This window comes from Pseudoalteromonas sp. OF5H-5 (assembly GCF_021530695.1).
GTDB lineage: Bacteria > Pseudomonadota > Gammaproteobacteria > Enterobacterales > Alteromonadaceae > Pseudoalteromonas.
Genome location: NZ_JAKGBF010000013.1, coordinates 171,125 through 193,629 on the forward strand (window position 1 = coordinate 171,125; position 22,505 = coordinate 193,629).

Consider the following 22,505-nt stretch of genomic DNA (forward strand, 5'->3'; position numbering starts at 1 on the left):
GATATAAACATGACTCCATTATCTGACGATTTAGCAATAATTGAAGAACAAGCCGCTGATTGGTTATTAGTCTTAGACGAGCAGCAGATCTCACCTCATGACAGCACTCACTATCCACAGCCGCTAAACGCTTGGCTAGCTGAAAATCCGCTACACAGTGATGTGTTCAACAACATGTTGGAGCTTTGGACGCTTTCAGCCCAACTTGACGATGACTATGTTACTCAGCAGCTTGCACAGCTGGATGCACAAAACGCCACGGCTGCAACTGACATTAAGCCACAGTCCAAACGCCGCGCTCAGCCTTGGTATCTTGCGATTGCCGCGACTTTGCTGCTGGTTAGTTTGGTGACTTTTATGGCACCAGAGCAGCCACTACAGCAAGCACCTGTTGCCAGTGCGAAGCCAGCACCAGTCGATACAGTGTACAGCGAGTTCTTTCAAACTAAGGTCAATGAGCATCGCACCATTACCCTTGATGATAATAGTCAGGTTGATTTAGGGGCCAATAGCCAATTAGCTGTTCGCTACAGCAACACTTCAAGAGAACTGCTGTTGTATCAAGGTGAGGCGCTGTTTAGCGTGAGTAAAGACAAGCAGAGACCGTTTATCGTGCGCTACCAAAACAACCAAGTTGAGGCGCTAGGCACAGTGTTTAATGTTCGCGCCAATCCGGCTTCAATTAGAGTCGATGTGCTTGAGGGCCGTGTGGCTGTGACTCAGCAACAAGCGATCAAATTGACCCAAGGGCAAGCGGTAGAAGTCACACAGCAAGGCGAAGTTACCCGCAGTAAAGCCCAGGGTGAAGCGTTGACCATGGCGTGGCAAAAAGGCTACTTAGTGTATCAAAACGCAGAATTAGGCAATGTGCTTAATGATGTGTCGCGATATAGCGAAATCAAAGTGAAGTTAAGCGATCAACGCCTAGCAAAACTGACCTACAACGGCACCTTTTTAACCACTGAAATAGGCGATTGGATCAACAGTTTAGAAAAAATTTATCCGATCACCGTGATGCAAAAAGGCGAGGAATACACCCTAATCGCAAATTAGCTAAAAGTGTCATAGCAAAGTCACAACATAAGTGGTACAAAGTTTATACAATAATAAATACATTGATTTAAACTATGTTATTCAAGCTATTAATCCCGCTGTTAGCGTGGTTAATATGGTTTGGTGGCGTTGCATTTGCTACCACGGATCATCAATTTAACTTGCCTAAAGCGACTTTGCAGCAGCGTTTACTCGATATTGCTGCGCAAAGTGGTTGGCAGTTAAGTGCAGCCGAAATTCCAGATAACATTAGCGTTGAGCAGATAACTGGCCGCTACACCCTCGAACAAGTCTTGCTCACCAGTTTTCAACAAGCCGCCTACGACTTTTCCCTAGACCCAGAGCAGCAGCGTATTTTTGTGACTCCTAAAAAACTTGAGTCTGCACAACACTTTGAGCGCATTATCGTAACGGGTGTAAGCGGCAAAAACCGTAGCATTTTAAACTCGTCTATTTCAATCACTCAGCTTGCAAGCCTACAACTTGAAAAACAAACACCGTATTCCAGTGCAGAAGCGCTCAAAAATATCACCGGCTTTTGGGTTGAAGACTCGGGTGGCGAAACTAACAATAATGTTGCGCCAAGGGGACTCAGAGGTGGAGAGGGGTTTAGATTTATCAGCCTGATGGAAGATGGATTGCCCGTGACCTATGACGGTATTTGGGGGGACTTTTTTTTACGTCCAGACCTAACCCATCAAGCCATTGAAGCGGTGCGTGGCGGCAGTAGCGGTATTTTTACGGTGAACGGGCCTGCGGCAATGGTGAACTATATCGGCAGGCGAGGCTCAGAAAATCCTTTTAACTTAGTGAAAGTGAGTCAGGGATTGAGCTATGACTACACTCGTTTTGATGGCGTGTTTAGCGGAGCGTTGAATGATGAATGGTTTTATACGGTAGGCGGGTTTTATCGTACTTCCGACGGTATTCGGGAGCCGGGCTATCAAAGCGATTTAGGGGGACAGTTGAGTGCGCGCCTGAGCTGGTTAACCGATGCATTTGAGCTTGATTTTAGCTATAAACATTTAAACGATAAAACCAGCTTTTACGCGCCTTTAGTGATGCAAAATAGCGGCGAAATTCGAGAGCTGGCGAGCCTGCCTTATGACGATGGAACGCTACTGAGCGACGATCTCAGGTCGCTCACCTTCTTCACTCCGGAAGGACGCGTGCAGCGTGACCTAGAAGACGCTCAGCAAACACGCCTAAATAGCTACACTTTACTATTTAATACGCCGCTTTTTGAACACGTTAACCTGAGCAATCGTACGCGATTTTCAAGCCTAAACAATGATTTGTATACCTTAATGAATTTGGGCAACCAAACCATAGTCGACGCCACAAGCCGATTACAACACGCTGATATCACCGAATTTAAACGCCACTTTGCAAATAGCGCATTGCGCCCTCGATACTTACGTTATTCAGATAACACCTTAGTTGCCAACCCTGCAACGCTTAATGGTAATGGTCTCGTGACTGCTAGTTATCCTTTATATTCACGTTACAGGCAACAGCAGCTGGTAAATCATTTTAGTGTGGACTATCTCTACGCGCAGTGGTCACTGACCCTCGGCCATATTTACGCTCGAAGTGATTTCGACGAGTTACCACTAGATAAATGGCTTGGCGCGTTACTAACGGATGTAAAGCATCAACCAGAACGGCTGGACATCGTACTGGTTGATGGGCAAGAAAATGTGATTGCCAATTTTACCGAGCAAGGTTTTTTATCTTACGCCGGTCCCGTTTATTTAAGCGGTAGCGGCTTGTCTCAATCACATTCGCTGTATGCCAATATTGACTGGCAGCTCACTGAAAACCTTAGAGTTGATTTGGCACTTCGTAATGAACATCTGAATCTCACCAGCACACTACTTGAAGGGGTAAAGTCGTACACAGACTCATCAAAGGCCACTTATTCTCACTACCTCCCGGCTACCACTTTACGTGATTCCTTTACGCAAAATGCGCTCAGTATTGGCGCAAATTACCAAATCGGCGACGCTATGGCGATATTTGCACGTTATTCCGACGCCTTTGAAATGCCACGGCTCATTAATTACGGCAATGGCCGCGGGTGGGCTAAAAGTGAAGAAGAGCGCGTACAACAAGATTTTGGTCAACCCATTCGCTTGGCGTTAGGTGAAGTTGGACTGCGTTATCAAACCGCTGATTGGCAGTTTAGTGGCGCGTTATTTGAAACCAAGTTTGATCCGCTCCCGCTTACGGTATATCGCGGCGCGGCTACGACTCAACAAGCCGTTTCAATCAATACCCAAACACGAGGGCTGGAGTTCGAATTTGACTATCAATATAGTCCAGATTTGCAATTTAGAGCGATAGGTGTGTGGCAAGACGCTGGGTTTTATGGCATTCCTAAGCAATTGCCACAAAGCGAATTTAATGGCAATCAAATAACACGCACGCCGGAGTTACAACTACGACTAACGCCGGAATACAAAGCAGGACCTATTACCGCGGCTATCACCTGGTCGTATGTTGGTAAACGCTATTCTGATATCGCTAATCGTTTTGCCTTACCAGCCTATCAAACATGGGATTTATTTACCGAGTTGGCAGTTAATGAACAGCTCAGCGCACAGCTTGAGGTTAAAAACCTCACCAATGCTATGGGGCTAACTGAGGGAAATCCTAGGGATGATTTAAGCCACCAAGAGGCCATTTTTTACGCTAGACCCATTTTTGGTCGCACCATCAAACTTTCGTTAAGTTATCAGTTTTAAACAAAACCGCTATTATTCGAGTAATTCTATCCTTGACTTAAAGTGAACTTGAAGTTGTATGCTCCACTTAACCGAATGACAGTGACCAAACGATAAGAGGCAGAGGCAATGCAAAATAGCTTAGATAAAATCGTCAATGATATAAAAGCCAACTGGAGCGGGCTAAATTCAAGTACCACAGTGACAGTACGTGAATTGTTAAGCGAACTTACTCAGTCTCCACCGCACGAACCTTGGCTTGCGAGCATTATGCGTGAAAGACTAGCATCAAAAACACTCTACCAAGACCCTGACTATGGTTTTATGCTGCTAGTCCATGCCGAAGAAAAGGGCACGTACCGCCCGCCCCATGATCATGGCGCAGGGTGGGTATTTTATGCCGTGCAATCCGGCGAAATGGAAATGACAACATACAAACCCATCACCACAGCAAACGGCGAAACCCACCTTGTATCCCGAGGAACAGACACGCTCAAAGCCGGCGATTGCCGAGTGTTTCTACCCGGCGATATCCACGACACCCGCTGCTTAACAGACAACTTCGTTCAATATCGTTTAACCAGTTGTGACTTTAAAGAAGAGAAACGCTCAGGACGGATGATCCAGTATTTGAGTGAGGTGTAGTGGTTTGCCAAAACTCAAGGCGATAGTGGGTTTAAGTGTCTTCGTTGACATTTAATCAAGCTGTTTTGAAGGGGCTCTGTGTAAATATCGGCGTTCAACAGCTACCATGATAGCTGACGTTCAGCTAGCTGTGTTTGGACACTTTAAGCGGCCCTAAACGATAAGTTGTATCTATTGATTTAGGCGCAATAAGAGATTACGGCGTAACGCCCCTGTATGCGTTTGCCGTAAACGATTTTAACGGCTAATTGACATAACGAAGTTGAACAGGTTTAAGAATTGCCAATATAAATTAGCTGCTTAAAAGCAGCTAAAAAGAATCGTTATGCTTACCTGACCGGAGAAGGTTCATATGTGTTAGGTTCTTCTGCTATTTTTCCCTATACTATTTGCTGGGGGTCGCAATAAATCAATTAAATACGCCTCGATAGCCACAATTTCAAACCACGAATCCCTTGGGACTGGCAGAATACCGATTGTTTTAACCTCATCATACCACTTAGAGTTTTTAGCGAAGTGCTTACTCATGCGGTAACCGAGGATCTCAGCTTTACCAATATACTGTAGTTCTTCTTTATTATTGAAAAAGAAATACACACAAGGCTCATCAGTATAAGTACGTAGTAATCCTTTATCAGCCCAAAGCGAGGACCAGTTGCTTTGAGTCACAGTAGTTGATTGAAAGCATTCAACTAGGGAATCTATCCCTGGACGTTTAAATTTAGTATCAAATTCAGCTATTGCTTCTTTTACAGACTCAACGTTCATTTTTGATTCCATGCTCCATGAATCTAATGCCTCGCTTAACCGGCGCAAAATAGCAGGCTAAAATTAGCGACGAAAGAGCGCTAGCCTGCTGTTTTGCGTCCTTGGTTGAAGCGTTTGATACTTATTGAACCTTCTCCCCCGAAGTTTAGCGAACAGCTAAACTTCAAGGCGACGAAACCCAAAGGAGAAAGCTCAATGAAATTCTATACTACTTTTCATAAATATTATTGTGGAATTAACCTTCATGCACGCACTTTATACGTTTGCATTATTGATGAGCGTGGTAATAAAGTTGTTCATCAGAAAATAAAAGCTGATAAACATGAATTACTTAGACTGATTTCGCCCTATCTCAAAGATATCGTTATGCTTACTTGACCGGATAAGGTTCATATGTGTTATGTTTCTTCTGCGATTACCTGTTTTGTAATTCTTCTACTTTTTAAGCTTTTAACCACTACAGGCATAGCAATTTGAAAGGAGCCTTCGGCATTTACTTCACTTATTGCTTTTTTAACGAAAGAAGTCATCTCGCTTTTTAGCGACAATCCATTTTCAATTGCTGATTTAGCAGCATCTTGCGCTAAATCACCAAATCGAGAAGTCATCCCAATCACTGCGACATCACCTTCTTGGATTTTCTCCCCCACAACATATACTTCAATCATCCCCTCAAGGGTTATCCGCTGCTTCATTGTGTATTTGATTAAAAGGTCAGATTTAGATGAAGGACAATTCACACCAAGAATGAACTCTGTGTACATTTCCTTCAGTGAGTTTTCATCTAGCTTATGTTTTTGAGCTGAACTTAAAGCCTTGTTTATTGAGTGCTCGACAACTTCAGCGATGTATTCTGCAGTCAATATACCGCGATAGTGTTTTTCAGGAATAAACATATCATCGCCATACACTGAACTACGAGCATTTTTTATTAAGTTATTGGAGTCACAGATTTTTTTTACAACATACTTACCATCGGTTTCAAAGTTTCCACTTTGAAAATCTATTCTTAATGTTGCTAAATGATTAGATATTAAATCAATCACATGCTGTGCAGTTAAGGTGCTCCCAGCGAAAGCGACAAAACATTCAAACTGCAAAAAAACATTGTTATATGACTTGAAGTTTTCCCCTATGAAGTAAGGCTGCCAAAGCTTGACAGGTATTTCTTTAATTTTTTTGAATCCAGATAATAGTGGAGAATGTCCATTTGAACTAAGGCTTGTAATTATACTGTCAGCTATTGCAAATAATCCTTCCTGCCTTATCCCTGTATTTTCTTTAATATTATCAATGCTTCGCCATGGGTTTTGATCAAAATTATATCCGGCAACAACTAATGTCATCGATACTCCTTAGAAACATAACATTTTAGTATTTATGCGACACGCAGTTTGTGTTGCACAATCGCTTGTTGGACTGAGCCGCTACCTGCTCGATGTATCAGAGTTGGTGTTATTTATGCTATGGCTTACTTAGAAAAATAGGCTTATTAGAGGCTCTAGCTAACCTAGCTAGTCTACCCAGCTATTATTATGTTAGCTTTCCCTGCATTGCTCAGCGCTTATTATGTATCCATTACACCTAAATTTGGCTTGATAAGCAATTATATTTTTTACGCATACAGAGGCCGCTAGTCTGAGCAATTAAGCAAGTTAACTGCTTGATTTTATAAAGCAGCCCTGATCAAGCATCCCTTCCTTGGTTAATATCAAAGCGCATCCATGCGCTTCTCGTTCATTCTTTTTAAACGACGAAAAAGAACGAACCAAGAAAACGTCGCCCCAGCATCACACTCAATCCTCAAATCCTAAGCCGATATAGTGCAACCGTCTTGTAAGGCACGTCCATGATGCCAGACAAGACTTAGCCGACATCCTGTCGGCACATTGCATATCAGCTTATGCTTTTCGGGTGTGATGGAGGGGGAATCGCGCTGTCTGTTAGTTCTGGTTTTATCTCCTGAAGCAGCTAAGTCGCTTACAAGCACCACAAGAATTTATCAGCGCCTTGTGTCTCCCTCATCACACCCGAAAGTAAAGTGCCAATGAGTCATTTCAACGCATGGATGCGTGAAAAGCTGTGACAGGGACAGGGATGTCCCTTACACAGCGGTGACGTTCATATTGGCGATTTGCTTGAGGAGTCAGTGTGATGTCGGGAGTGCCCTTTCTTTTGCATACTTGTTCTTTGGGCATCAAAGAAAAGTATGTCGTAGCCCATGGATGGGCGTCGAAACCAGTCAGGAGGACGGGCTGACTTCACGATACATTTCGAGCTACCAGCCGTTAGCAACATAAACCTCCATGTTTAATATCAAAGCGCATCCATGCGCTCCTCGTTCATTCTTTTTAAACGACGAAAAAGAACGAACCAAGAAAACGTCGCCCCAGCATCACACTCAATCCTCAAATCCCAAGCCGATATAGTGCAACCGTCTTGTAAGGCACGTCCGTGTGCCAGACAAGACTTGGCCGACATCCTGTCGGCACATTGCATATCGACTTATGCTTTTCGGGTGTGATGGAGGGGAAATCGCGCTGTCTGTTAGTTCTGGTTTTATCTCCTGAAGCAGCTAAGTCGCTTACAAGCACCACAAGAATTTATCAGCGCCTTGTGTCTCCCTCATCACACCCGAAAGTAAAGTGCCAATGAGTCATTTCAACGCATGGATGCGTGAAAAGCTGTGACAGGGCCAAGGATGGCCCTTACACAGCGGTGACGTTCATATTGGCAATTTACTTGAGGAGTCAGTGTGATGTCGGGAGTGCCCTTTCTTTTGCATACTTGTTCTTTGGGCATCAAAGAAAAGTATGTCGTAGCCCATGGATGGGCGTCGAAACCAGTCAGGAGGACGGGCTGACTTAACTCATCGTCTCGAGTCTTTTGGAAAAATCACCTTCCATGGTACGTATCAAAGCGCATCCATGTGCTTCTCGTTCATTCTTTTAAAACGACGCGATCGAGCGAACCAAGAAAACGTCGCCCCAGCATCACACTCAATCCTCAAGCCGATATATAATACCAATTGCACTAAGTCTCCAATAAGGAAAATAAGTGACACTCATCACAATTAGCAAATGGCGAAACCCACTCTGTATCCCGAGGAACAGACACGCTCAAAGCCGGCGATTGCCGAGTGTTTATACCCGGCGATATCCACGACACCCGCTGCTTAACAGATAACTTCGTTCAATATCGTTTAACCAGTTGTGACTTTAAAGAAGAGAAGCGATCAGGACGGATGATCCAGTATTTGAGTGAGGTGTAGTGGTTTGCAAAAATTCAAGGCGATAGTGGGTTTAATTGTCGTCGCTGACATCTAATCATGCCATTTTGAAGGGAGTTATGGCTGCTAAGAGCGAATTTGAGACTGTCGGCGCTCTTCTTGGGAGAGTCTTCGATGCTGCATAGCAGGTGTTCAACTAACTCATTTATGCTACAAAATCCGTTAACATAAATGAACTAAGGGTCAGATTTGAGCAATGAACAGGCATTCAAAATATCCCTTCGTGTAGTTCATTTAGGCATGGGCTTACATTTTCAAAAAACGACCAATTTCACACGGGTTTTCAATAGGTGGTCAATATGACTAATTAGTGGTTCTATTGAGTAATCTAGTCGAAAGTGAGAATGTTAACATTATGAAATTATTGGTTTTTATGTTGGCGCAAACCTTGCTGTCTCAAGGTTTCTTTAATTTCATTATGGATTAAAAAATGAGAAACCTCGGATATTTTTTGTTTTTACTAATTTTTGCGTCAGGTTGTACTACAAACAATAGAGACCAAAGTCACACTCTCAACGAAGAAAAACCCCAATCAAATGACGTTACTATTGTAGAAGAGGTCGTTTTTGAAAGCGAAGGTGTACAATTATCAGGGAGCATGTATATACCTAAAGATGCACGAGCTGCGGTAGTATTAGTGCACGGCTCTGATCCTGTCCCACGAATGACTAAGTTAGCACAGTCACTGGCTAAGAGAGACTTACTAGTTTTGACGTACGACAAGCGTGGGGTTGGTGAATCTGGTGGCGTTTACGTAGGACCTCAGGTGGGAACCAATAATATAAGTATTGATAATTTAACTTTGCTTGCGAAAGATGCAAGTGCTGCGGTAGATGTCGTTCATGGCTATGACAAAGAGTTATCGATTGGACTTGTTGGCGCGAGTCAGGCTGGCTGGATTATTCCAATTGCCGCACTCAATAATCAATCAGTAGAGTTTATGGTTCTCTTCAGTAGCCCTACAATCACAACTCTGGAACAACTTAGATTTCAGTTTTATACAAATGGTAGAGAAGACTTTTGGGAAACTCATACTGATGAAGAATCGCGTGAACATACTTTACATGATCCTGACAGATATGATTTTAAAGCAACTGACCCGAAAATTTCTTTGAATTCTTTATCGATACCTGGGCTCTGGCTCTTCGGAGAGCAGGACATACAAGTCCCAGTCAAAATGTGTATCGAGCAACTGAATAGGATGAAAGCTAAAGGCAAGCCTTTTGAATATGTATTATTTCCATCGCTGGGCCACAATACTAATAAAGCAGAGCCTCTAGATATTGCGATACAATGGATAAAGCAAAATAATTTTTCCCACTAATTCGTAATTGTTGTTTTGCTGATGTTGATCAAATAGAAGAGCGTAGTTAACTAATGGCTCAAATGTGACGAAGCGGCTATGCCGAGCGTCACTGAGCTCTCTTGCTGCTAGGTCGACTTTATGAGCACCCTAAATGAATCTCCGCTTCTGACAGTTCAAGTATAGACTTGTCCAGTTTAACGGATATCGGTGTTTAACACCGACCCAAACCCTATACGCTGCCTTCGGATTCTATGACCAAAATTCTCGCCTCGCCACGAGGATGAGCAACATGCTCGGTGCCAATTGAAGCATAAAAAATATCACCAGTTTGCAACAGGGCTGATTGTTCAACGCCATTCTCTTTATAAAACATTTCAACCGCGCCATCTAACACGACAAAGACTTCTTCACCATCATTAACATGCCACTTATAAGGCTGATCAGTCCAATGCAGGCGGGTTGTAATACCATTCATATTGGCGATGTCTTTTGCGCCCCAAGCGCGTTGTGCTGTGAATGTTTTGCTTCTAATTATTTCCATGATGTTTCCAGCTAGCTAAATGGCCTAAACCCATAATGACTCCCGTGCTGCGCTTAGCCCTATGCGAGAGGCATTATTCTACTGTTTTTTATATCGTGAGTAAGACACTTAATCTAAGCGTTTTTTGGCGTTACTTTTCTCTTCCATCGCTCGCATTTTCCTAATGGCCCAACCATCAATGGTCATAATAAATAGAACAATTAGTAAAATGTAGGTATATACGTTTACTATGATCGGATAACTGTCGTAAATCAATTGAGTTTGAATTGCCCAGTCACTAGGTAAATGTACTAAGTCTGGATGCCGGACTACATGCTCCAAAATCATTGCAAAGCATAACGCTGCTACTGCAAAGTAAATGTGTGTAATAGCACCTTGTTCTTTTGCCATATTATCATTATTAAACAAGGGTAATCGGATCGAAGTTGTGCTCTGTAACCAGTTGATGATAGATATACGGTATATTATTAGCATGACGGTGACTAAATTTAAGATGAAGTAGGCACTCTGAGATACGATTAAATTCCATGGCAATAGAGGTCTAATTGATAAGTCTATTACCTTCATAGAAAAGAGCACCGTTGCCAAATATATTCGATGCCCATCTTTATAGTTTGCTATGACTACAGCTATTAACAGAATGAAAAAAGTAACTTCTGTGATTGAAAATCGGGTGTTGTCAAAAAGGATGAAGAAATGCTCCATAGCTAATATCTCACCATCAATAAATAATTTAAAAATTATTACTAATCAGCTTATTACCTTTTAAAGCTAACGACTGACTTTACAAAATGTAAAGTGATAGGGTTAAAAAAATAACCATTTAGAGAAAAAAAGGTAACTTGGTTTCTCTTTCTTAAGTATCTTTCAACACACTCTTCATATACTTCAAAAGAGGGTTTACTACTTCCACTCTCCCATCCGCTAACCGTTTGATGAGAGACACCCATATTTAAGAATTTAGCAAAACCTCGAAGACTAAGGCCGAGCGATAAACGCATGTAGAGAATATTTTCACCACTGAACTTAGAGCCAATTAAGCTAAGATCTTCGATCATTTTCGTCTTGCCTTTTTCCTGCTCTGTCATCGTCCTTGCCAAATTTATGAATGGGTGAATATGTATAATTGTGAAATTTATGTTTCTTACTGTCAATGTTTTATTTTTATCGGTAACCACTGTAAATCGTCAAATATATTAGACGCAAGCTCATATATTCTCTTACTTCTAGAGCAAGAGAAAATGATAAGCGCAGATGAGTACAAGTATTCATAGGACTATTTGTTTACACTTTTTTAATTTTTAAGATGGTGAGCGATGAAGGAACAAACTCAGAAAGTAAAACCAAAAGAATCATACTTTAAGTTGCTGTACATCATGCTAAGCGGGCAATGCAATTACTTTAATCTTGAGCGAAAACATGCAAATCTTCATTGCCCTTTATGTGCACTTCGAAGAGGTCACAATAATGATTAATCAAAGTCAAGCAACAGAAAGATTGGAAAAAGTAGTAAAGCCCAAAGCGGCGCAAAAACAGCACTATCCAAGCAAAGTATTATGGGATAAGCGAATATGGCAAACTTACCTCGGTTAAAAATTAAACTCTGCTTATGGGCTGAGTTATATCGCAAGTATTAACTCATTCCAATTACCATGAAAGCGCGAATTCACTTTGGTGAGTGCAGGCCTAACCGATTGCCTTCTGTATCTAAAAATAACGCGAAGAAGCCGCTTTCGTCTGCATGTGGGGTTTTGGGGGTCAGTATTTTCCCACCGTTTTCTTCTACTTTTGATAGCACTCGTTGTAGGTCTTCACCTGCGTTTAAATACAGAGTAACGCCAGTGCTGGAAGGAGTGTAACCTTCACCTTGAACAATCACACCTACGGTAGATTGCCCTTCGTACGGGAAGAGTGCCATTGTCACTTCAGGCATATCTGTGGTTTCCATGGAGACAGCAAAAATGCGGCTGTAGAACTTTACGGCGCGGGTTAAGTCGGTTGCTGGAATTTCAAAAATTGATGCAAAGCTGTGCATGTTATCGTCCTTATTTTCTATGTGGGTCGGCTAGCTTTTGGTGACTAGGCTGGACTCGTTTAAGGTTCAACGAGTTCGACTTTAAGATAGCGTGGGGAGACAACAATTAATTGTAAAAAAGCGACAGGACTATTTATAGAAAAGCCGTGAAAGCGTCATGCTTTCGTCATCGAGAAACGCTCGCGGGTTTACCCCCGTGAGCGCTTTAAAGTCCTTAATAAAGTGAGACTGATCATAATAATTGCTTTTGTAAGCGATGTTGGTGAGGTTGTCTTCACGATTTATGAGGAGTGTTAAAGCGCTTTGCAAGCGTACAAGTTTACTTAAATGTTTTGGACTAATACCGACAAGGTCTAAAAACTTCCGCTCTAGTTGGCGCCTTTTATTGGGATTTGATTTGGTGATTGCATTAACCGATATATCGCCATTTTGTGCAAAGATAATGTCTACCGTTGTTTTTACAATGTGCTCAATTGTCCGCGGGTCGCTAAGCTTGTGAAGGAGAAAGGCCTCTAAAATCTCAATCCTTTGGCTTGTGTTTCGCGCTTGGATGATATCGCTTTCAAGCTTCGCGGCCTCATCGTGCTTAAATAATTCGTAAATCGATGTTTCCTTATTTATTAAGTTTTTTATAGGTTTCGAAATAAAGTGGGAAAAGGCATAAGGAAAAAAGCTGGCTGCAAAGGTGTGAACGTATCCGGTTGGTTGAATATAAAAAGGTGACACGGTTTGTCCAAGCACCATTGCGCGCGGTTGCAGTATGTAGTCATGTTCTGATGTATAGCGCTTAATATCGTCGCCCAATATAAAGGCCAGTTCAATGCAGCCGTCGGGGACAATGCGTTGCTTTGCGGCATCTTTATCTGCAGTAATCTCCAGTGTCCAAAAGCAATTGATAAATGAAGATAAATTTTCACAAGGGAAAAATGTTTTGTAATCCATAAAACCTCCGCTTCTAGCTATGGACGGTTGAAGCTTACAGCAAATAAAAACTAAGACTCTGGTAAATTTTGCAACCGTTTTATGGTCTGCTTTTTAGACGCGCTTTACCTGCTACTGGCCTTTATTGATATGCTTATTTATCCAATCTTGGTAATAAGATACACGTGTTAATACTGCGGTTGAACCGTATTTGCCTAAAGTATAATTTCCAAATCACCCTCAATTTCTTTCCACGCTGCTAATCCAACCAATACTGGTGTTGAGCCTTGATAAATGATTGCTGCGCCGCTGCTATATCTAGCTAAAAAATAAGTGACAGCTAAAAAATAAGTGACACCCATCACAATTAGCAAGCGGCGAAACCCACTTCGTATCCCGAGGAACAAACACGTTCAAAGCCGGCGGTTGTTGAGAGTTTCTACCCGGCGATATCCACGGCACCCGCTGCTTAACAGATAACTTAGTTCAATATCGTCTAACCAGTTGTGACTTTAAAGAAGAGAAACACTCAGGACGGATGATCCAGTATTTGAGTGAGGTGTAGTGGTTCGCATAAACGCAAGGCGATCGTTGGTTTAAGTGTCGTCGCTCAAATCTCGGTTGTTCAACAGCTCGTTTTAGAGCCGAAGGATGGCTCTGTGCCAAAAGCTGACGGCGGGCATCTATATCATGCACGGTGCAAAACTTGACCCCAGGTCTCAAAGCTCTGTAGATTTTTAGCTATCACTGAGAATGTATTAACTGTTTTTGCTAGTAAGCGACAAACCATATTTAGTGAGTTTGCGATACAAGGTGCGGCTACTGACACCAAGTTTAAGGGCCAGCTCTTCGGTGCTACCTTGGAAATGTTCGATCGCTTTTTTTAAGTAGCTTTGCTCGGCCTGCTCTAACGATATTACATCAAATACCTTGTCATAATTCAGTTGTGCTAAATCTGCGTTAGGCTTTGCTGTATGCTGCAAATTAGCTATGTTTTCGAAAGGGATGTCGGTGTCGTAAATGACATCGTCATCGGCCAAAATAGCTGCTTGTAATACAATACTTTTTAGCTCTCGAATATTACCGGGGTAGGCATATTGCGCGAGCTTTTTAAGTGCCGCTTCACTGAATTGTTTGTCTTTAAATTCAGAGTGTTTTAAAAAGAACTTAGCTAATAACGCGATGTCAGCTTGACGGGCTTTCAGGGACGGTAAATTTATCGGGAAAGTGGCGATCCGATAGTATAAATCTTTTCTAAACTCGCCTTTTTCAACCATTTCTAACAGGTTTTTATGGCTTGCACAGACTAATCGAAAGTCTGTGCGTTTTTGTCTTAGGCTGCCAACCGCACGAAAGCTTTGTGTTTCAATTAATCGCAGCAGTTTTACTTGCATATTGAGTGGTACATCACCAATTTCATCAAAAAACAAAGTGCCACCTTCAACAATTTCGACCAAGCCTTTCTTTTGGCTTGTGGCGCCAGTAAACGCGCCTTTTTCGTGACCAAATAACTCAGACTCAAATAACTGTTCGGGTAAGCCGGAGCATTCAATTACAATAAACGGTTTATCTTTACGCCTACTTGCATCGTGCAACGCGCGAGCAACTAACTCTTTACCTGTGCCGGTTTCGCCTTGTAATAATACCGAAATTTCGGTTTTGGCAGCGCGGTTTACTTTATTGATCAGTGCTTTAAAGGCGTCAGACTGACCAAGCATTTTATTCTTTTGCGCTTTTACTGAGGCAAAGTCGATTTTATCGAGGATCTCAACAAAGCCCATTAATATATCGTTTTCGTCAAAAATAGGCTTCATCACAATATCGCAATATTGCTTACCTAAATGGGTATCGTGAATATGCACGACACTGGTTGGCTTATTGGTTTTTTTGCACTCTAGCATGGGGCAAGCTTCACCCATCTGATCGCAGGGTTTACTGGCCTTATGCGATATGGCAAAGCAGGTACTTTTACCCAGCTCAATCGGTGTTTGATAGGTATCACGATAGGCGTTATTCACTGCCACAATGACATAGTTTAGGTCAATAAAAATTGCTGGTTTATCAATAATATTGATTAAACCTTGGATCACCGAATTTGCCATATCGCACACTTGCCCAAGTTAGTTCGTTACCGTTTTACTAAAAATGAGTGTACTGTAAAAAAATAACCGTGACAAAAATGTCTTCACATTCAATTTGTCTGACAAAAATGTCGCTTGGTAAGTTTATCTTTATCGAATGAATTTTTGAAATGTAAAATTAACTATTAAAAACAATGCATTATTTATTTTTTGACTATACCCAAGATTGGTATGTTTTCTGCCATATCAGGAAGTAACCTAATCTAAAGGAGTTCGAAATGAATGAAGCATTGGTCGAATTGTCTCGTTGGCAATTTGCACTCACCGCCATGTTCCACTTCATATTTGTACCGCTGACCTTGGGCCTGAGTTTTATGCTGGCCATTATGGAATCGGTTTATGTGATGACGGGCAAAGAAATCTATAAGACCATGACTAAGTTTTGGGGAAAGTTATTTGGTATTAACTTCGCCCTAGGTGTGGCAACGGGTTTAACGATGGAGTTCCAGTTTGGTATGAACTGGGCATATTACTCGCATTACGTGGGTGATATTTTTGGTGCGCCATTGGCAATTGAAGGGTTAATGGCGTTTTTCTTAGAATCCACGTTCGTTGGCTTGTTCTTTTTTGGCTGGGATAAAATGTCAAAGGTCAGGCACCTTATGGCAACTTGGCTTGTGGCGTTAGGCTCTAATTTTTCGGCGCTTTGGATCTTAATTGCCAATGGCTGGATGCAGCACCCAGTAGGTGCAGAGTTCAACTTCGAGTCGATGCGTATGGAAATGACCAGTTTTGCTGAGGTGATGTTTAACCCCGTTGCGCAAGTTAAATTTGTACATACCGTATCAGCAGGTTATGTAACAGGCGCAATGTTTGTGTTAGCTATTTCAAGCTATTACCTTTTAAAACATAAGCATATTGCCTTTGCGCGTCGCTCATTTGCGATTGCTGCAAGTTTTGGTTTAGCGTCAATTTTATCGGTGATCGTGCTCGGTGATGAAAGTGGCTATGAGCTTGGCGATGTACAAAAAGTAAAACTCGCGGCAGTTGAAGCCGAATACGATACCCACCCAGCACCTGCACCATTTACGCTTTTTGCTATCCCCAACAATGAAAAAGAAAAAGCCGAATATGCGGTGCGCATCCCTTGGCTGATGGGCATTATCGCGACGCGCTCGCTTGATGAAGAGGTGATGGGCATTAAAGAGCACAAAGTGCTGCATCGTGAGCGTATTTTATCTGGATTGGTTGCTAAAAATTTACTCGATACCGTGCGCAGTGGTAACGCAACTGAAGCGCAAATGGCGCTGTTTGAAGCACATAAAAAAGACTTGGGCTATGCCATGTTATTAGAGCCATTTACCAATGACTTTGTCAGCCCAAGTGAAGAAGCCATCGAAAAAGCGGTAAATTACAGCATTCCACCTGTTGCACCACTTTTCTGGAGTTTTAGAATAATGGTGTTCTCGGGCTTTATTATGCTATTCGTTTTTGCCGCTGCATTTTACTACAGTACTAAACATCAAATCACCAAACCTAAATGGTTGTTAAAACTGGCGCTGTTCTCTTTACCTCTGCCTTGGATTGCCTCTGAAGCGGGTTGGTTTGTCGCAGAGTTTGGTCGCCAGCCGTGGTCAATTGCCGAAGTGCTGCCTGTGCATGCTTCGGTATCAAACTTAAGCGTGGGTGAAGTGTGGTTTACCTTAATTGCTTACACCAGTTTTTATGCGGTGATGTTTGTTATTGGCTTCTACTTGATGAAGAAATACGCCAAAAAAGGGCCTGTACCAGAGCAACAAAGCACGCCTTTCGATGGCAATGCGCAACTATCGGCTGAAGGAGTACAATCATGATTGATTATGAATTTTTACGCTTAGTTTGGTGGGGCTTAGTAGGCGTATTGCTGATTGGCTTTGCCATTACCGACGGGTTTGACTTAGGCGTAGGTGCACTGCTTACGTTAGTAGGTAAAAGCGACGAAGACCGCCGCGTGATGATCAATACAATCGGCCCACATTGGGACGGTAACCAAGTGTGGTTTATTACTGCTGGCGGCGCAATTTTTGCGGCGTGGCCACTTATTTATGCAGCGGCATTTTCGGGGTTTTATATCGCTTTAGCGCTGACACTAATTGCCTTATGGATGCGCCCAATAGGCTTTGATTATCGCAGTAAATTGCCGAATAAAACCTGGCGCACAGCATGGGACTGGGCGTTATTTTGTGGTGGCTTAGTACCAGCGCTTATCTTTGGTGTGGCGTTCGGTAATTTACTATTAGGCGTACCATTTGAGTTTGATAATACCTTGCGTCCGACTTATACCGGCAGCTTTTTTGGCTTGCTTAATCCGTTTGCCATTTTAGCTGGGCTAGTATCGGTCGCTATGTTGCTGACCCATGGCGCTAACTGGTTGCAACTTAAAACCGAGGGGAATTTACTTGCCCGCGCACGTATTGTGTCGTTCTATTTGTCATTAGTGACTGTGTTGCTCTTTATGTTAGCGGGTGTGGTAGTTGCCAATATTGACGGTTATGTGATCACCTCAAGTGTTGATCCTTTAGCAACATCAAACCCACTGACCAAAACGGTTGAAGCGGTATCGGGTGCGTGGCTAAACAATTACAGCACCTACTCGTGGATGCTAATTGCCCCTGTACTTGGCATTTTTGCGGGGCTTGGCTCTGCGTGGTTTAGCAAGCAACAACGCGGTGGCTGGGCGTTTTTAATGTCGTCATTGATGATGGCGGGCATTATTTTAACAGCAGGCGCTGCCATGTTCCCGTTCCTTATGCCAAGTAGCAGCATGCCAAACGCGAGTTTGACAGTGTGGGATGCCACATCGAGTTATTTAACGCTCAAAACCATGTTTATCGTTGCCTGTATTTTTGTGCCAATTGTATTGAGTTACACCGCATACAGTTTTTATGTGATGCGTGGACGCATTAAAGCGCAAGATTTAGATAAACCACACACAATTTATTAAGGAGTGGCTTATGTGGTATTTCACTTGGATTCTAGGTGTTTTATTAGCATGTTCTTTCGGCATTATTAATGCGATGTGGCTAGAAGCCACCGAAGACATGGACAGAGACGACACAAGCGATGATTAAACACAATCACGCAGCAACTGGCGACATGGAGGTCGCCGCTACCGAGTTGTTACATAGCCAGCAGCAAAAGGTAAAAAATGCGCTGATGGGTATTTTAGTACTCAAAAGCAGTGCCTTTGTATGCCAGCTGGCGGCTTTCGCAGCATTTAGCTTTTTAGTGGCCAGATTGCTCGCAAGTGATGCAAATACTCTGGTAATGAGTCATTTCTTTAGCGCCAAAACAGGCTATGAGTGGGCGCTTAATTTATTAGCTGGGGCGTTAGTTTCAAGTTTAGTGCTGAACCTTTTTGCTCATAACCGCCTAATGGCATTACAAGCAACCAGCTTAGCCGATTTAGAAGCGCAATTACATGGCGCTTTTAAACAAGGGCAGCACGCGTTAGTTCGTCAACATAGTCATTTTTACTGGCAGCAACTAAGCACCGAGCACCTTCATGCGATGTTGAAATTTATCAGTGAATTTCAATTGCAAAAATGGCTTGCGGTGGTTACGCCTTTGTTATTGCTTGGCGTGATTGCTTATGTGAACTGGTTTGTATTTATTATTTTATTAGTCTGTTTGCCTGTGGTGCCGCTGTTTATGATCATCATAGGCAAAGGGACAAAGCACTTACATAACACCTATTTTGTGGCATTTGAGCGTTTAGGCAGTATGTTTGCCAATCGCTTGAGCAATATTGAATTGATCAATGTATTTTCTGCCAGAGGCTCTCAAACACAGCGCCTTGAGCAAAGCTCAAACACGCTTAATTCCAGTACTTTGAAAGTGCTTCAAGTGGCTTTTTTAAACCAAACTGTTTTAGATTTTTTTTCGACGCTGTCGATGGCGCTAATTGCCGTTTATGTCGGGTTTAACCTATTAGAAGAGATAAACTTAGGGCCCAAACTGGTGTTTGCAGATGGGTTATTTTTACTCATTGCTGTGCCTATGGTGTTTAGCGAACTTAAACAGTTAGGCAATTTATACCATCAAAAAGCCGCAGCCCAAGTTGCGGCATCAGAGCTGGCTAGTGTGCTTTGTAACAGTCAAAAAAGTTCTGATATATCACTTTCTCCTAGCATTGATTGGCATGACTTTCAGGTCGTTAATACGGCGGTTTTTGCAAAGCATTTATTTGTTGAACGTGGCCAGCATATTTGGTTAAGTGCTCCCTCAGGTGCTGGGAAAACACTGTTATTTGAAGCGCTTAGCAAACAGCGCCAAGCAAGCCACCAAACCACACAAAAAGTGGCGCTGCTGACACAATCTCCCTGTATTTTACGCGGCACTGTGCGCGACAACTTAACGCTCAACAGACCAATCTCTGATAAAGCGCTTTTTACAATGTTAGAAAAAGTTGAGCTAATGGCTTGGTATAAAAATTTAAAACAGGGACTTAATACGCCTATGGACGAGTGTCCGCCACTTTCTGGCGGTGAAAAACAGCGCTTGAGTTTAGCAAGGCTATTATCGTGCGATGCCGACCTTTATTTACTCGACGAACCCACTGCGTTTTTAAGTGACGCGCAACATTTGCGACTCTGTCGTTTAATTGAAACGGTTCTAAAAGATAAAACCGTTATTTGGGCATGTCATAAGCCGCAGTCACAGCGCTGGTTTAGTCATATTTGGCACATCAACGAGTTTGGCGAGGTGCTTTGTCATGCAAACTAATACATTAAAAACCAACTTCTTGGCGCTGCTACTGAGTGTGGCTTATAGCCTAGCGGCAATGGGGTTATTGCTGGTTTCAAGTTGGTTTATTGCCGCGGCAAGTGTGATGGGCAGTAGCTTAAATTACATGTTACCCGCCGTTATTATTCGGGCCTTAGCGCTTATTCGAATTGCATCTGGCTATGCGGCACTATTAGTTGGTCACAGTGGCTTTTTTAAATCGTTACAAGCCAAACGAATGACGCTATTTGCAACAAGTTTGAATAACTTAAGCTTGCTTGAACAGGTTAAAAACAGCGCGCAGGTTGAGGCAATGAGCACCACCACAGAGCAACAAGCTGCGCTTTGGATTGCTTGGGTAAACCAAAATGCTGCGATGTTTATTACCTTACTGTTGTTAAATGTCAGTGTTTACTTGCTTATTCCAAGTCATCTTATTTATGTGCTGTGTGTAACGATTGCTTTTATTATAGTTTATGCGCTGCTCATTGTGTTTGGCTTAAAACAAGCGGTCAAAATTGCCAAACAAAAAGAGAGCTTTGTCACTGTATTTGACGATAAGTTACACAGCTCACCGCTTTGGCATCTTCAAACTGAGCTGTTAGACAACCAATTTGCATCAACCTCTAAGCTGTTAAAAGCGCAACAAACACAGCAAAAGGCGATGTTTTACGGCCAACTCTGTTTACAGCTTTTCGCCATTTTAGCTTTATATCTGCTTTTTAAGCAGTATGCTGGCGCGGCATCGCAAAATGCATTGTTTATTTTAGTGCCCATGTTATTGCTAAGCATTAACGATTGGCTGGGCAAGCTACTGCAATCGCAAACAGGGCTGGTAGATTTTATTCAAGCCAAGCAAGATAATGCTAAAAAAGCTGTCGCAAAGACTGTCGATAAACAGGCACAGAAGCAAGCACAATCATCGTCACCAAAAATTACCCGACATAGCCAAGCAATTCATACGCTGAGCCTCGATAATGTAACCGCTTGCAGCGTGCAACGATTTCCCATTTCAATCGAAATAAATAATGCCGGTTGCTATTTATTTGAGGGCAGCTCTGGGACTGGTAAGTCTTCCCTATTAAAAGCAATTGCGGGACTACAGCCATTTCAAGGCAGCATCTCGTTTAACCAAGGCAACATCGTCCAACAATTAGGCAAACTACACGAGCGCATTGTGTACTGCGGGCAATCATCACCCGTATTAGATGGCACCTTAGCTGAAAACCTTTCTTTAGGTCATGAAATAGAGCAAGACATACAAAAGCAGGTACTCAATGACGTTAATCTGTCTTACCTAGGCGTATTAACGCAATGGCTAGGCTCGGGTGGCAGACAGCTCTCTGGTGGCGAAAGACAGCGGCTTAACCTCGCACGAGCGTTATTATTTAAGCCCGATGTGGTGCTACTAGATGAACCGTTTGAAGCGCTCGATAATTACAATATTTCACTTATGGTTAAGCTTATCAATCAGTTGAGCAAAACCGGTATCGTGGTGATTGCTAGCCATATTGTGCCGGATACACTAACGCTTAATCAGCGTATTGATATTGAGAATATCCCCTTGCTTTCGAAGGAAAATGGCTCGGAGGAAAAGTGCTATGGCTGAGTCATTAGGTGTAATTGAGATAGTTTATGATAACCAGCTAATTGCTTATCTGATTAGAGATACGTTAACGCCTTATTGTGCGGTGATTGCATTGGGTATTTCTGATCAGAAAAAACACGACTATATGGTTGAGCGACTTGAAAACTGCCCGTGCGAAATACAGTGGTGGCTAATCGCCCGTGATGTAAGTTTACAACTAAGTTGGGTTAACAAGTTAGTGCTGCGATTTACAGGGCAATTGATGCTAGCAAAAGCGTGTTTAATAAATACACCAAACAATGCCGCGTTAGATTTAAGTAATAGTGACACGCTTGAGCATAATGAAATACTGCACTTAGGCCATTTGATGCTCACGATTCAATATATCAAAGCAAATAGCCTGAAAGTATCGCTACTTGTTTGTGACAACATGGTGTTTTGTCTGCCATCAAATGCACTACAGCTTTCATCCACTTGCATGGGCAATGTGCTTAAACAAAGCAACATCAAGTGGGATAAATTTAGTGAAATTTACAGCCCTTCCTTCACAGTAAGTCGGCCTTTATCGACTTCAAAACTTACTTTTTGGCAACTCGAAGCACGGCTAAGCCGTAATAACTTAACCGACACTTTAAAAAACTAGCTAGGTAAAGAAAATAAGTGACATATATGGACGCTCAGCTGCTGTCAAGTAATACTCATCCAACAAGGTTGTTTTAACAGCCTTGTTGCTTCTTTTATTTATCTCTCATTTACTATTTGTATGTATTGATAAACAGTCACTTTGA

At 42.5% G+C, this 22,505-nt stretch carries 19 protein-coding genes and 1 pseudogene; 12 read left to right on the forward strand and 8 right to left on the reverse strand.

Going from position 1 to position 22,505, the window contains the following annotated elements; all coding sequences use genetic code 11:
- The first annotated feature begins 9 nt into the window (after positions 1-9).
- The 3 genes from L1271_RS18280 (at position 10) to L1271_RS18290 (ending at position 4,424) form a co-directional block, all read left to right on the forward strand.
- On the forward strand, positions 10-1,053 hold the full coding sequence (locus tag L1271_RS18280; protein WP_102058303.1) for a FecR family protein: 1,044 nt from the start codon (positions 10-12) through the stop codon (positions 1,051-1,053).
- A 74-nt stretch (positions 1,054-1,127) separates the two neighbouring features.
- A complete protein-coding gene (locus L1271_RS18285; protein WP_235368468.1) occupies positions 1,128-3,800 on the forward strand; it encodes a TonB-dependent receptor in 2,673 nt (890 codons plus the stop codon).
- 108 nt (positions 3,801-3,908) lie between these two features.
- Positions 3,909-4,424: a hypothetical protein gene (locus L1271_RS18290; RefSeq protein ID WP_235368469.1), complete on the forward strand. Its 516-nt coding sequence runs from the start codon at positions 3,909-3,911 to the stop codon at positions 4,422-4,424.
- Positions 4,425-4,781: 357 nt separating this feature from the next.
- Here L1271_RS18290 and L1271_RS18295 read toward each other — a convergent pair whose 3' ends face one another.
- Entirely contained in the window at positions 4,782-5,192 is a 411-nt protein-coding gene (locus L1271_RS18295; RefSeq protein WP_172439917.1) for a GIY-YIG nuclease family protein, read from the reverse strand.
- A gap of 195 nt (positions 5,193-5,387) precedes the next feature.
- Between L1271_RS18295 and L1271_RS24985 the strand changes: the two are divergent.
- Positions 5,388-5,561: pseudogene (locus L1271_RS24985) on the forward strand (IS110 family transposase); the annotation flags it as partial.
- Positions 5,562-5,590: 29 nt separating this feature from the next.
- Here the strand turns inward: L1271_RS24985 and L1271_RS18300 are convergent.
- The gene (locus tag L1271_RS18300) at positions 5,591-6,538 is read right to left on the reverse strand and encodes a hypothetical protein (protein WP_235368470.1); all 948 of its coding nucleotides are present in this window, start codon (positions 6,536-6,538) and stop codon (positions 5,591-5,593) included.
- 2,373 nt (positions 6,539-8,911) lie between these two features.
- Between L1271_RS18300 and L1271_RS18305 the strand changes: the two genes are divergently transcribed.
- A complete protein-coding gene (locus L1271_RS18305; RefSeq protein ID WP_235368471.1) occupies positions 8,912-9,805 on the forward strand; it encodes an alpha/beta hydrolase family protein in 894 nt (297 codons plus the stop codon).
- Between the two features lie 211 nt (positions 9,806-10,016).
- Here L1271_RS18305 and L1271_RS18310 read toward each other — a convergent pair whose 3' ends face one another.
- The 3 genes from L1271_RS18310 to L1271_RS18320 form a co-directional block, all read right to left on the reverse strand.
- The gene (locus L1271_RS18310; RefSeq protein WP_211865257.1) at positions 10,017-10,328 is read right to left on the reverse strand and encodes a cupin; all 312 of its coding nucleotides are present in this window, start codon (positions 10,326-10,328) and stop codon (positions 10,017-10,019) included.
- Positions 10,329-10,436: 108 nt separating this feature from the next.
- Positions 10,437-10,802, reverse strand: coding sequence for a hypothetical protein (locus tag L1271_RS18315; RefSeq protein ID WP_235368472.1), 366 nt, complete (start codon positions 10,800-10,802; stop codon positions 10,437-10,439).
- A gap of 284 nt (positions 10,803-11,086) precedes the next feature.
- Entirely contained in the window at positions 11,087-11,416 is a 330-nt protein-coding gene (locus tag L1271_RS18320) for a helix-turn-helix domain-containing protein (RefSeq protein WP_235368473.1), read from the reverse strand.
- Positions 11,417-11,795: 379 nt separating this feature from the next.
- Here L1271_RS18320 and L1271_RS24765 point away from each other — a divergent pair, with 379 nt between their 5' ends.
- Positions 11,796-11,921, forward strand: a complete 126-nt coding sequence (locus L1271_RS24765; protein ID WP_266070577.1) for a hypothetical protein — start codon at positions 11,796-11,798, stop codon at positions 11,919-11,921.
- 73 nt (positions 11,922-11,994) lie between these two features.
- Here L1271_RS24765 and L1271_RS18325 read toward each other — a convergent pair whose 3' ends face one another.
- From L1271_RS18325 to L1271_RS18335, 3 genes are all read right to left on the reverse strand, one after another.
- The gene (locus L1271_RS18325; RefSeq protein ID WP_235368474.1) at positions 11,995-12,363 is read right to left on the reverse strand and encodes a VOC family protein; all 369 of its coding nucleotides are present in this window, start codon (positions 12,361-12,363) and stop codon (positions 11,995-11,997) included.
- Between the two features lie 129 nt (positions 12,364-12,492).
- Entirely contained in the window at positions 12,493-13,305 is an 813-nt protein-coding gene (locus tag L1271_RS18330) for a response regulator transcription factor (RefSeq protein WP_235368475.1), read from the reverse strand.
- Positions 13,306-14,042: 737 nt separating this feature from the next.
- A complete protein-coding gene (locus L1271_RS18335) occupies positions 14,043-15,386 on the reverse strand; it encodes a sigma-54 interaction domain-containing protein (RefSeq protein WP_235368476.1) in 1,344 nt (447 codons plus the stop codon).
- 257 nt (positions 15,387-15,643) lie between these two features.
- Between L1271_RS18335 and L1271_RS18340 the strand changes: the two genes are divergently transcribed.
- From L1271_RS18340 to L1271_RS18365, 6 genes are read left to right on the forward strand one after another with little or no spacing between them, the layout of a single operon-like run.
- Positions 15,644-17,218, forward strand: a complete 1,575-nt coding sequence (locus L1271_RS18340; RefSeq protein ID WP_235368477.1) for a cytochrome ubiquinol oxidase subunit I — start codon at positions 15,644-15,646, stop codon at positions 17,216-17,218.
- Entirely contained in the window at positions 17,215-18,348 is a 1,134-nt protein-coding gene (gene cydB, locus L1271_RS18345; RefSeq protein ID WP_235368478.1) for a cytochrome d ubiquinol oxidase subunit II, read from the forward strand. Before L1271_RS18340 ends, cydB begins: the two co-directional genes overlap by 4 nt.
- A gap of 10 nt (positions 18,349-18,358) precedes the next feature.
- Positions 18,359-18,475 carry a cytochrome bd-I oxidase subunit CydX gene (gene cydX / locus L1271_RS18350; protein WP_010603848.1) on the forward strand — a complete coding sequence of 39 codons (117 nt, stop codon included), beginning with the start codon at positions 18,359-18,361 and terminating at the stop codon, positions 18,473-18,475.
- Positions 18,468-20,129, forward strand: a complete 1,662-nt coding sequence (locus L1271_RS18355; protein ID WP_235368479.1) for an ABC transporter transmembrane domain-containing protein — start codon at positions 18,468-18,470, stop codon at positions 20,127-20,129. The genes cydX and L1271_RS18355 overlap by 8 nt, the downstream gene beginning before the upstream one ends.
- Positions 20,119-21,738 carry an ATP-binding cassette domain-containing protein gene (locus L1271_RS18360; RefSeq protein ID WP_235368480.1) on the forward strand — a complete coding sequence of 540 codons (1,620 nt, stop codon included), beginning with the start codon at positions 20,119-20,121 and terminating at the stop codon, positions 21,736-21,738. The genes L1271_RS18355 and L1271_RS18360 overlap by 11 nt, the downstream gene beginning before the upstream one ends.
- Positions 21,731-22,360, forward strand: a complete 630-nt coding sequence (locus L1271_RS18365) for a hypothetical protein (RefSeq protein ID WP_235368481.1) — start codon at positions 21,731-21,733, stop codon at positions 22,358-22,360. Before L1271_RS18360 ends, L1271_RS18365 begins: the two co-directional genes overlap by 8 nt.
- Positions 22,361-22,505: the final 145 nt, after the last annotated feature.

Excerpts from the sequence above, each read along its gene's own strand:
- L1271_RS18285 (WP_235368468.1), top strand. The coding sequence starts at position 1,128 with ATGTTATTCAAGCTATTAATCCCGCTGTTAGCGTGGTTAATATGGTTT.
- L1271_RS18300 (WP_235368470.1), bottom strand. The coding sequence starts at position 6,538 with ATGACATTAGTTGTTGCCGGATATAATTTTGATCAAAACCCATGGCGA.
- L1271_RS18335 (WP_235368476.1), bottom strand. The coding sequence starts at position 15,386 with ATGGCAAATTCGGTGATCCAAGGTTTAATCAATATTATTGATAAACCA.
- L1271_RS18360 (WP_235368480.1), top strand. The coding sequence starts at position 20,119 with ATGCAAACTAATACATTAAAAACCAACTTCTTGGCGCTGCTACTGAGT.
- L1271_RS18295 (WP_172439917.1), bottom strand. The coding sequence starts at position 5,192 with ATGAACGTTGAGTCTGTAAAAGAAGCAATAGCTGAATTTGATACTAAA.
- L1271_RS18340 (WP_235368477.1), top strand. The coding sequence starts at position 15,644 with ATGAATGAAGCATTGGTCGAATTGTCTCGTTGGCAATTTGCACTCACC.
- cydX (WP_010603848.1), top strand. The coding sequence starts at position 18,359 with ATGTGGTATTTCACTTGGATTCTAGGTGTTTTATTAGCATGTTCTTTC.
- L1271_RS18315 (WP_235368472.1), bottom strand. The coding sequence starts at position 10,802 with ATGCTAATAATATACCGTATATCTATCATCAACTGGTTACAGAGCACA.
- cydB (WP_235368478.1), top strand. The coding sequence starts at position 17,215 with ATGATTGATTATGAATTTTTACGCTTAGTTTGGTGGGGCTTAGTAGGC.
- L1271_RS18310 (WP_211865257.1), bottom strand. The coding sequence starts at position 10,328 with ATGGAAATAATTAGAAGCAAAACATTCACAGCACAACGCGCTTGGGGC.
- L1271_RS18305 (WP_235368471.1), top strand. The coding sequence starts at position 8,912 with ATGAGAAACCTCGGATATTTTTTGTTTTTACTAATTTTTGCGTCAGGT.
- L1271_RS18325 (WP_235368474.1), bottom strand. The coding sequence starts at position 12,363 with ATGCACAGCTTTGCATCAATTTTTGAAATTCCAGCAACCGACTTAACC.
- L1271_RS18280 (WP_102058303.1), top strand. The coding sequence starts at position 10 with ATGACTCCATTATCTGACGATTTAGCAATAATTGAAGAACAAGCCGCT.
- L1271_RS18355 (WP_235368479.1), top strand. The coding sequence starts at position 18,468 with ATGATTAAACACAATCACGCAGCAACTGGCGACATGGAGGTCGCCGCT.
- L1271_RS18290 (WP_235368469.1), top strand. The coding sequence starts at position 3,909 with ATGCAAAATAGCTTAGATAAAATCGTCAATGATATAAAAGCCAACTGG.
- L1271_RS18365 (WP_235368481.1), top strand. The coding sequence starts at position 21,731 with ATGGCTGAGTCATTAGGTGTAATTGAGATAGTTTATGATAACCAGCTA.
- L1271_RS24765 (WP_266070577.1), top strand. The coding sequence starts at position 11,796 with ATGATTAATCAAAGTCAAGCAACAGAAAGATTGGAAAAAGTAGTAAAG.
- L1271_RS18320 (WP_235368473.1), bottom strand. The coding sequence starts at position 11,416 with ATGACAGAGCAGGAAAAAGGCAAGACGAAAATGATCGAAGATCTTAGC.
- L1271_RS18330 (WP_235368475.1), bottom strand. The coding sequence starts at position 13,305 with ATGGATTACAAAACATTTTTCCCTTGTGAAAATTTATCTTCATTTATC.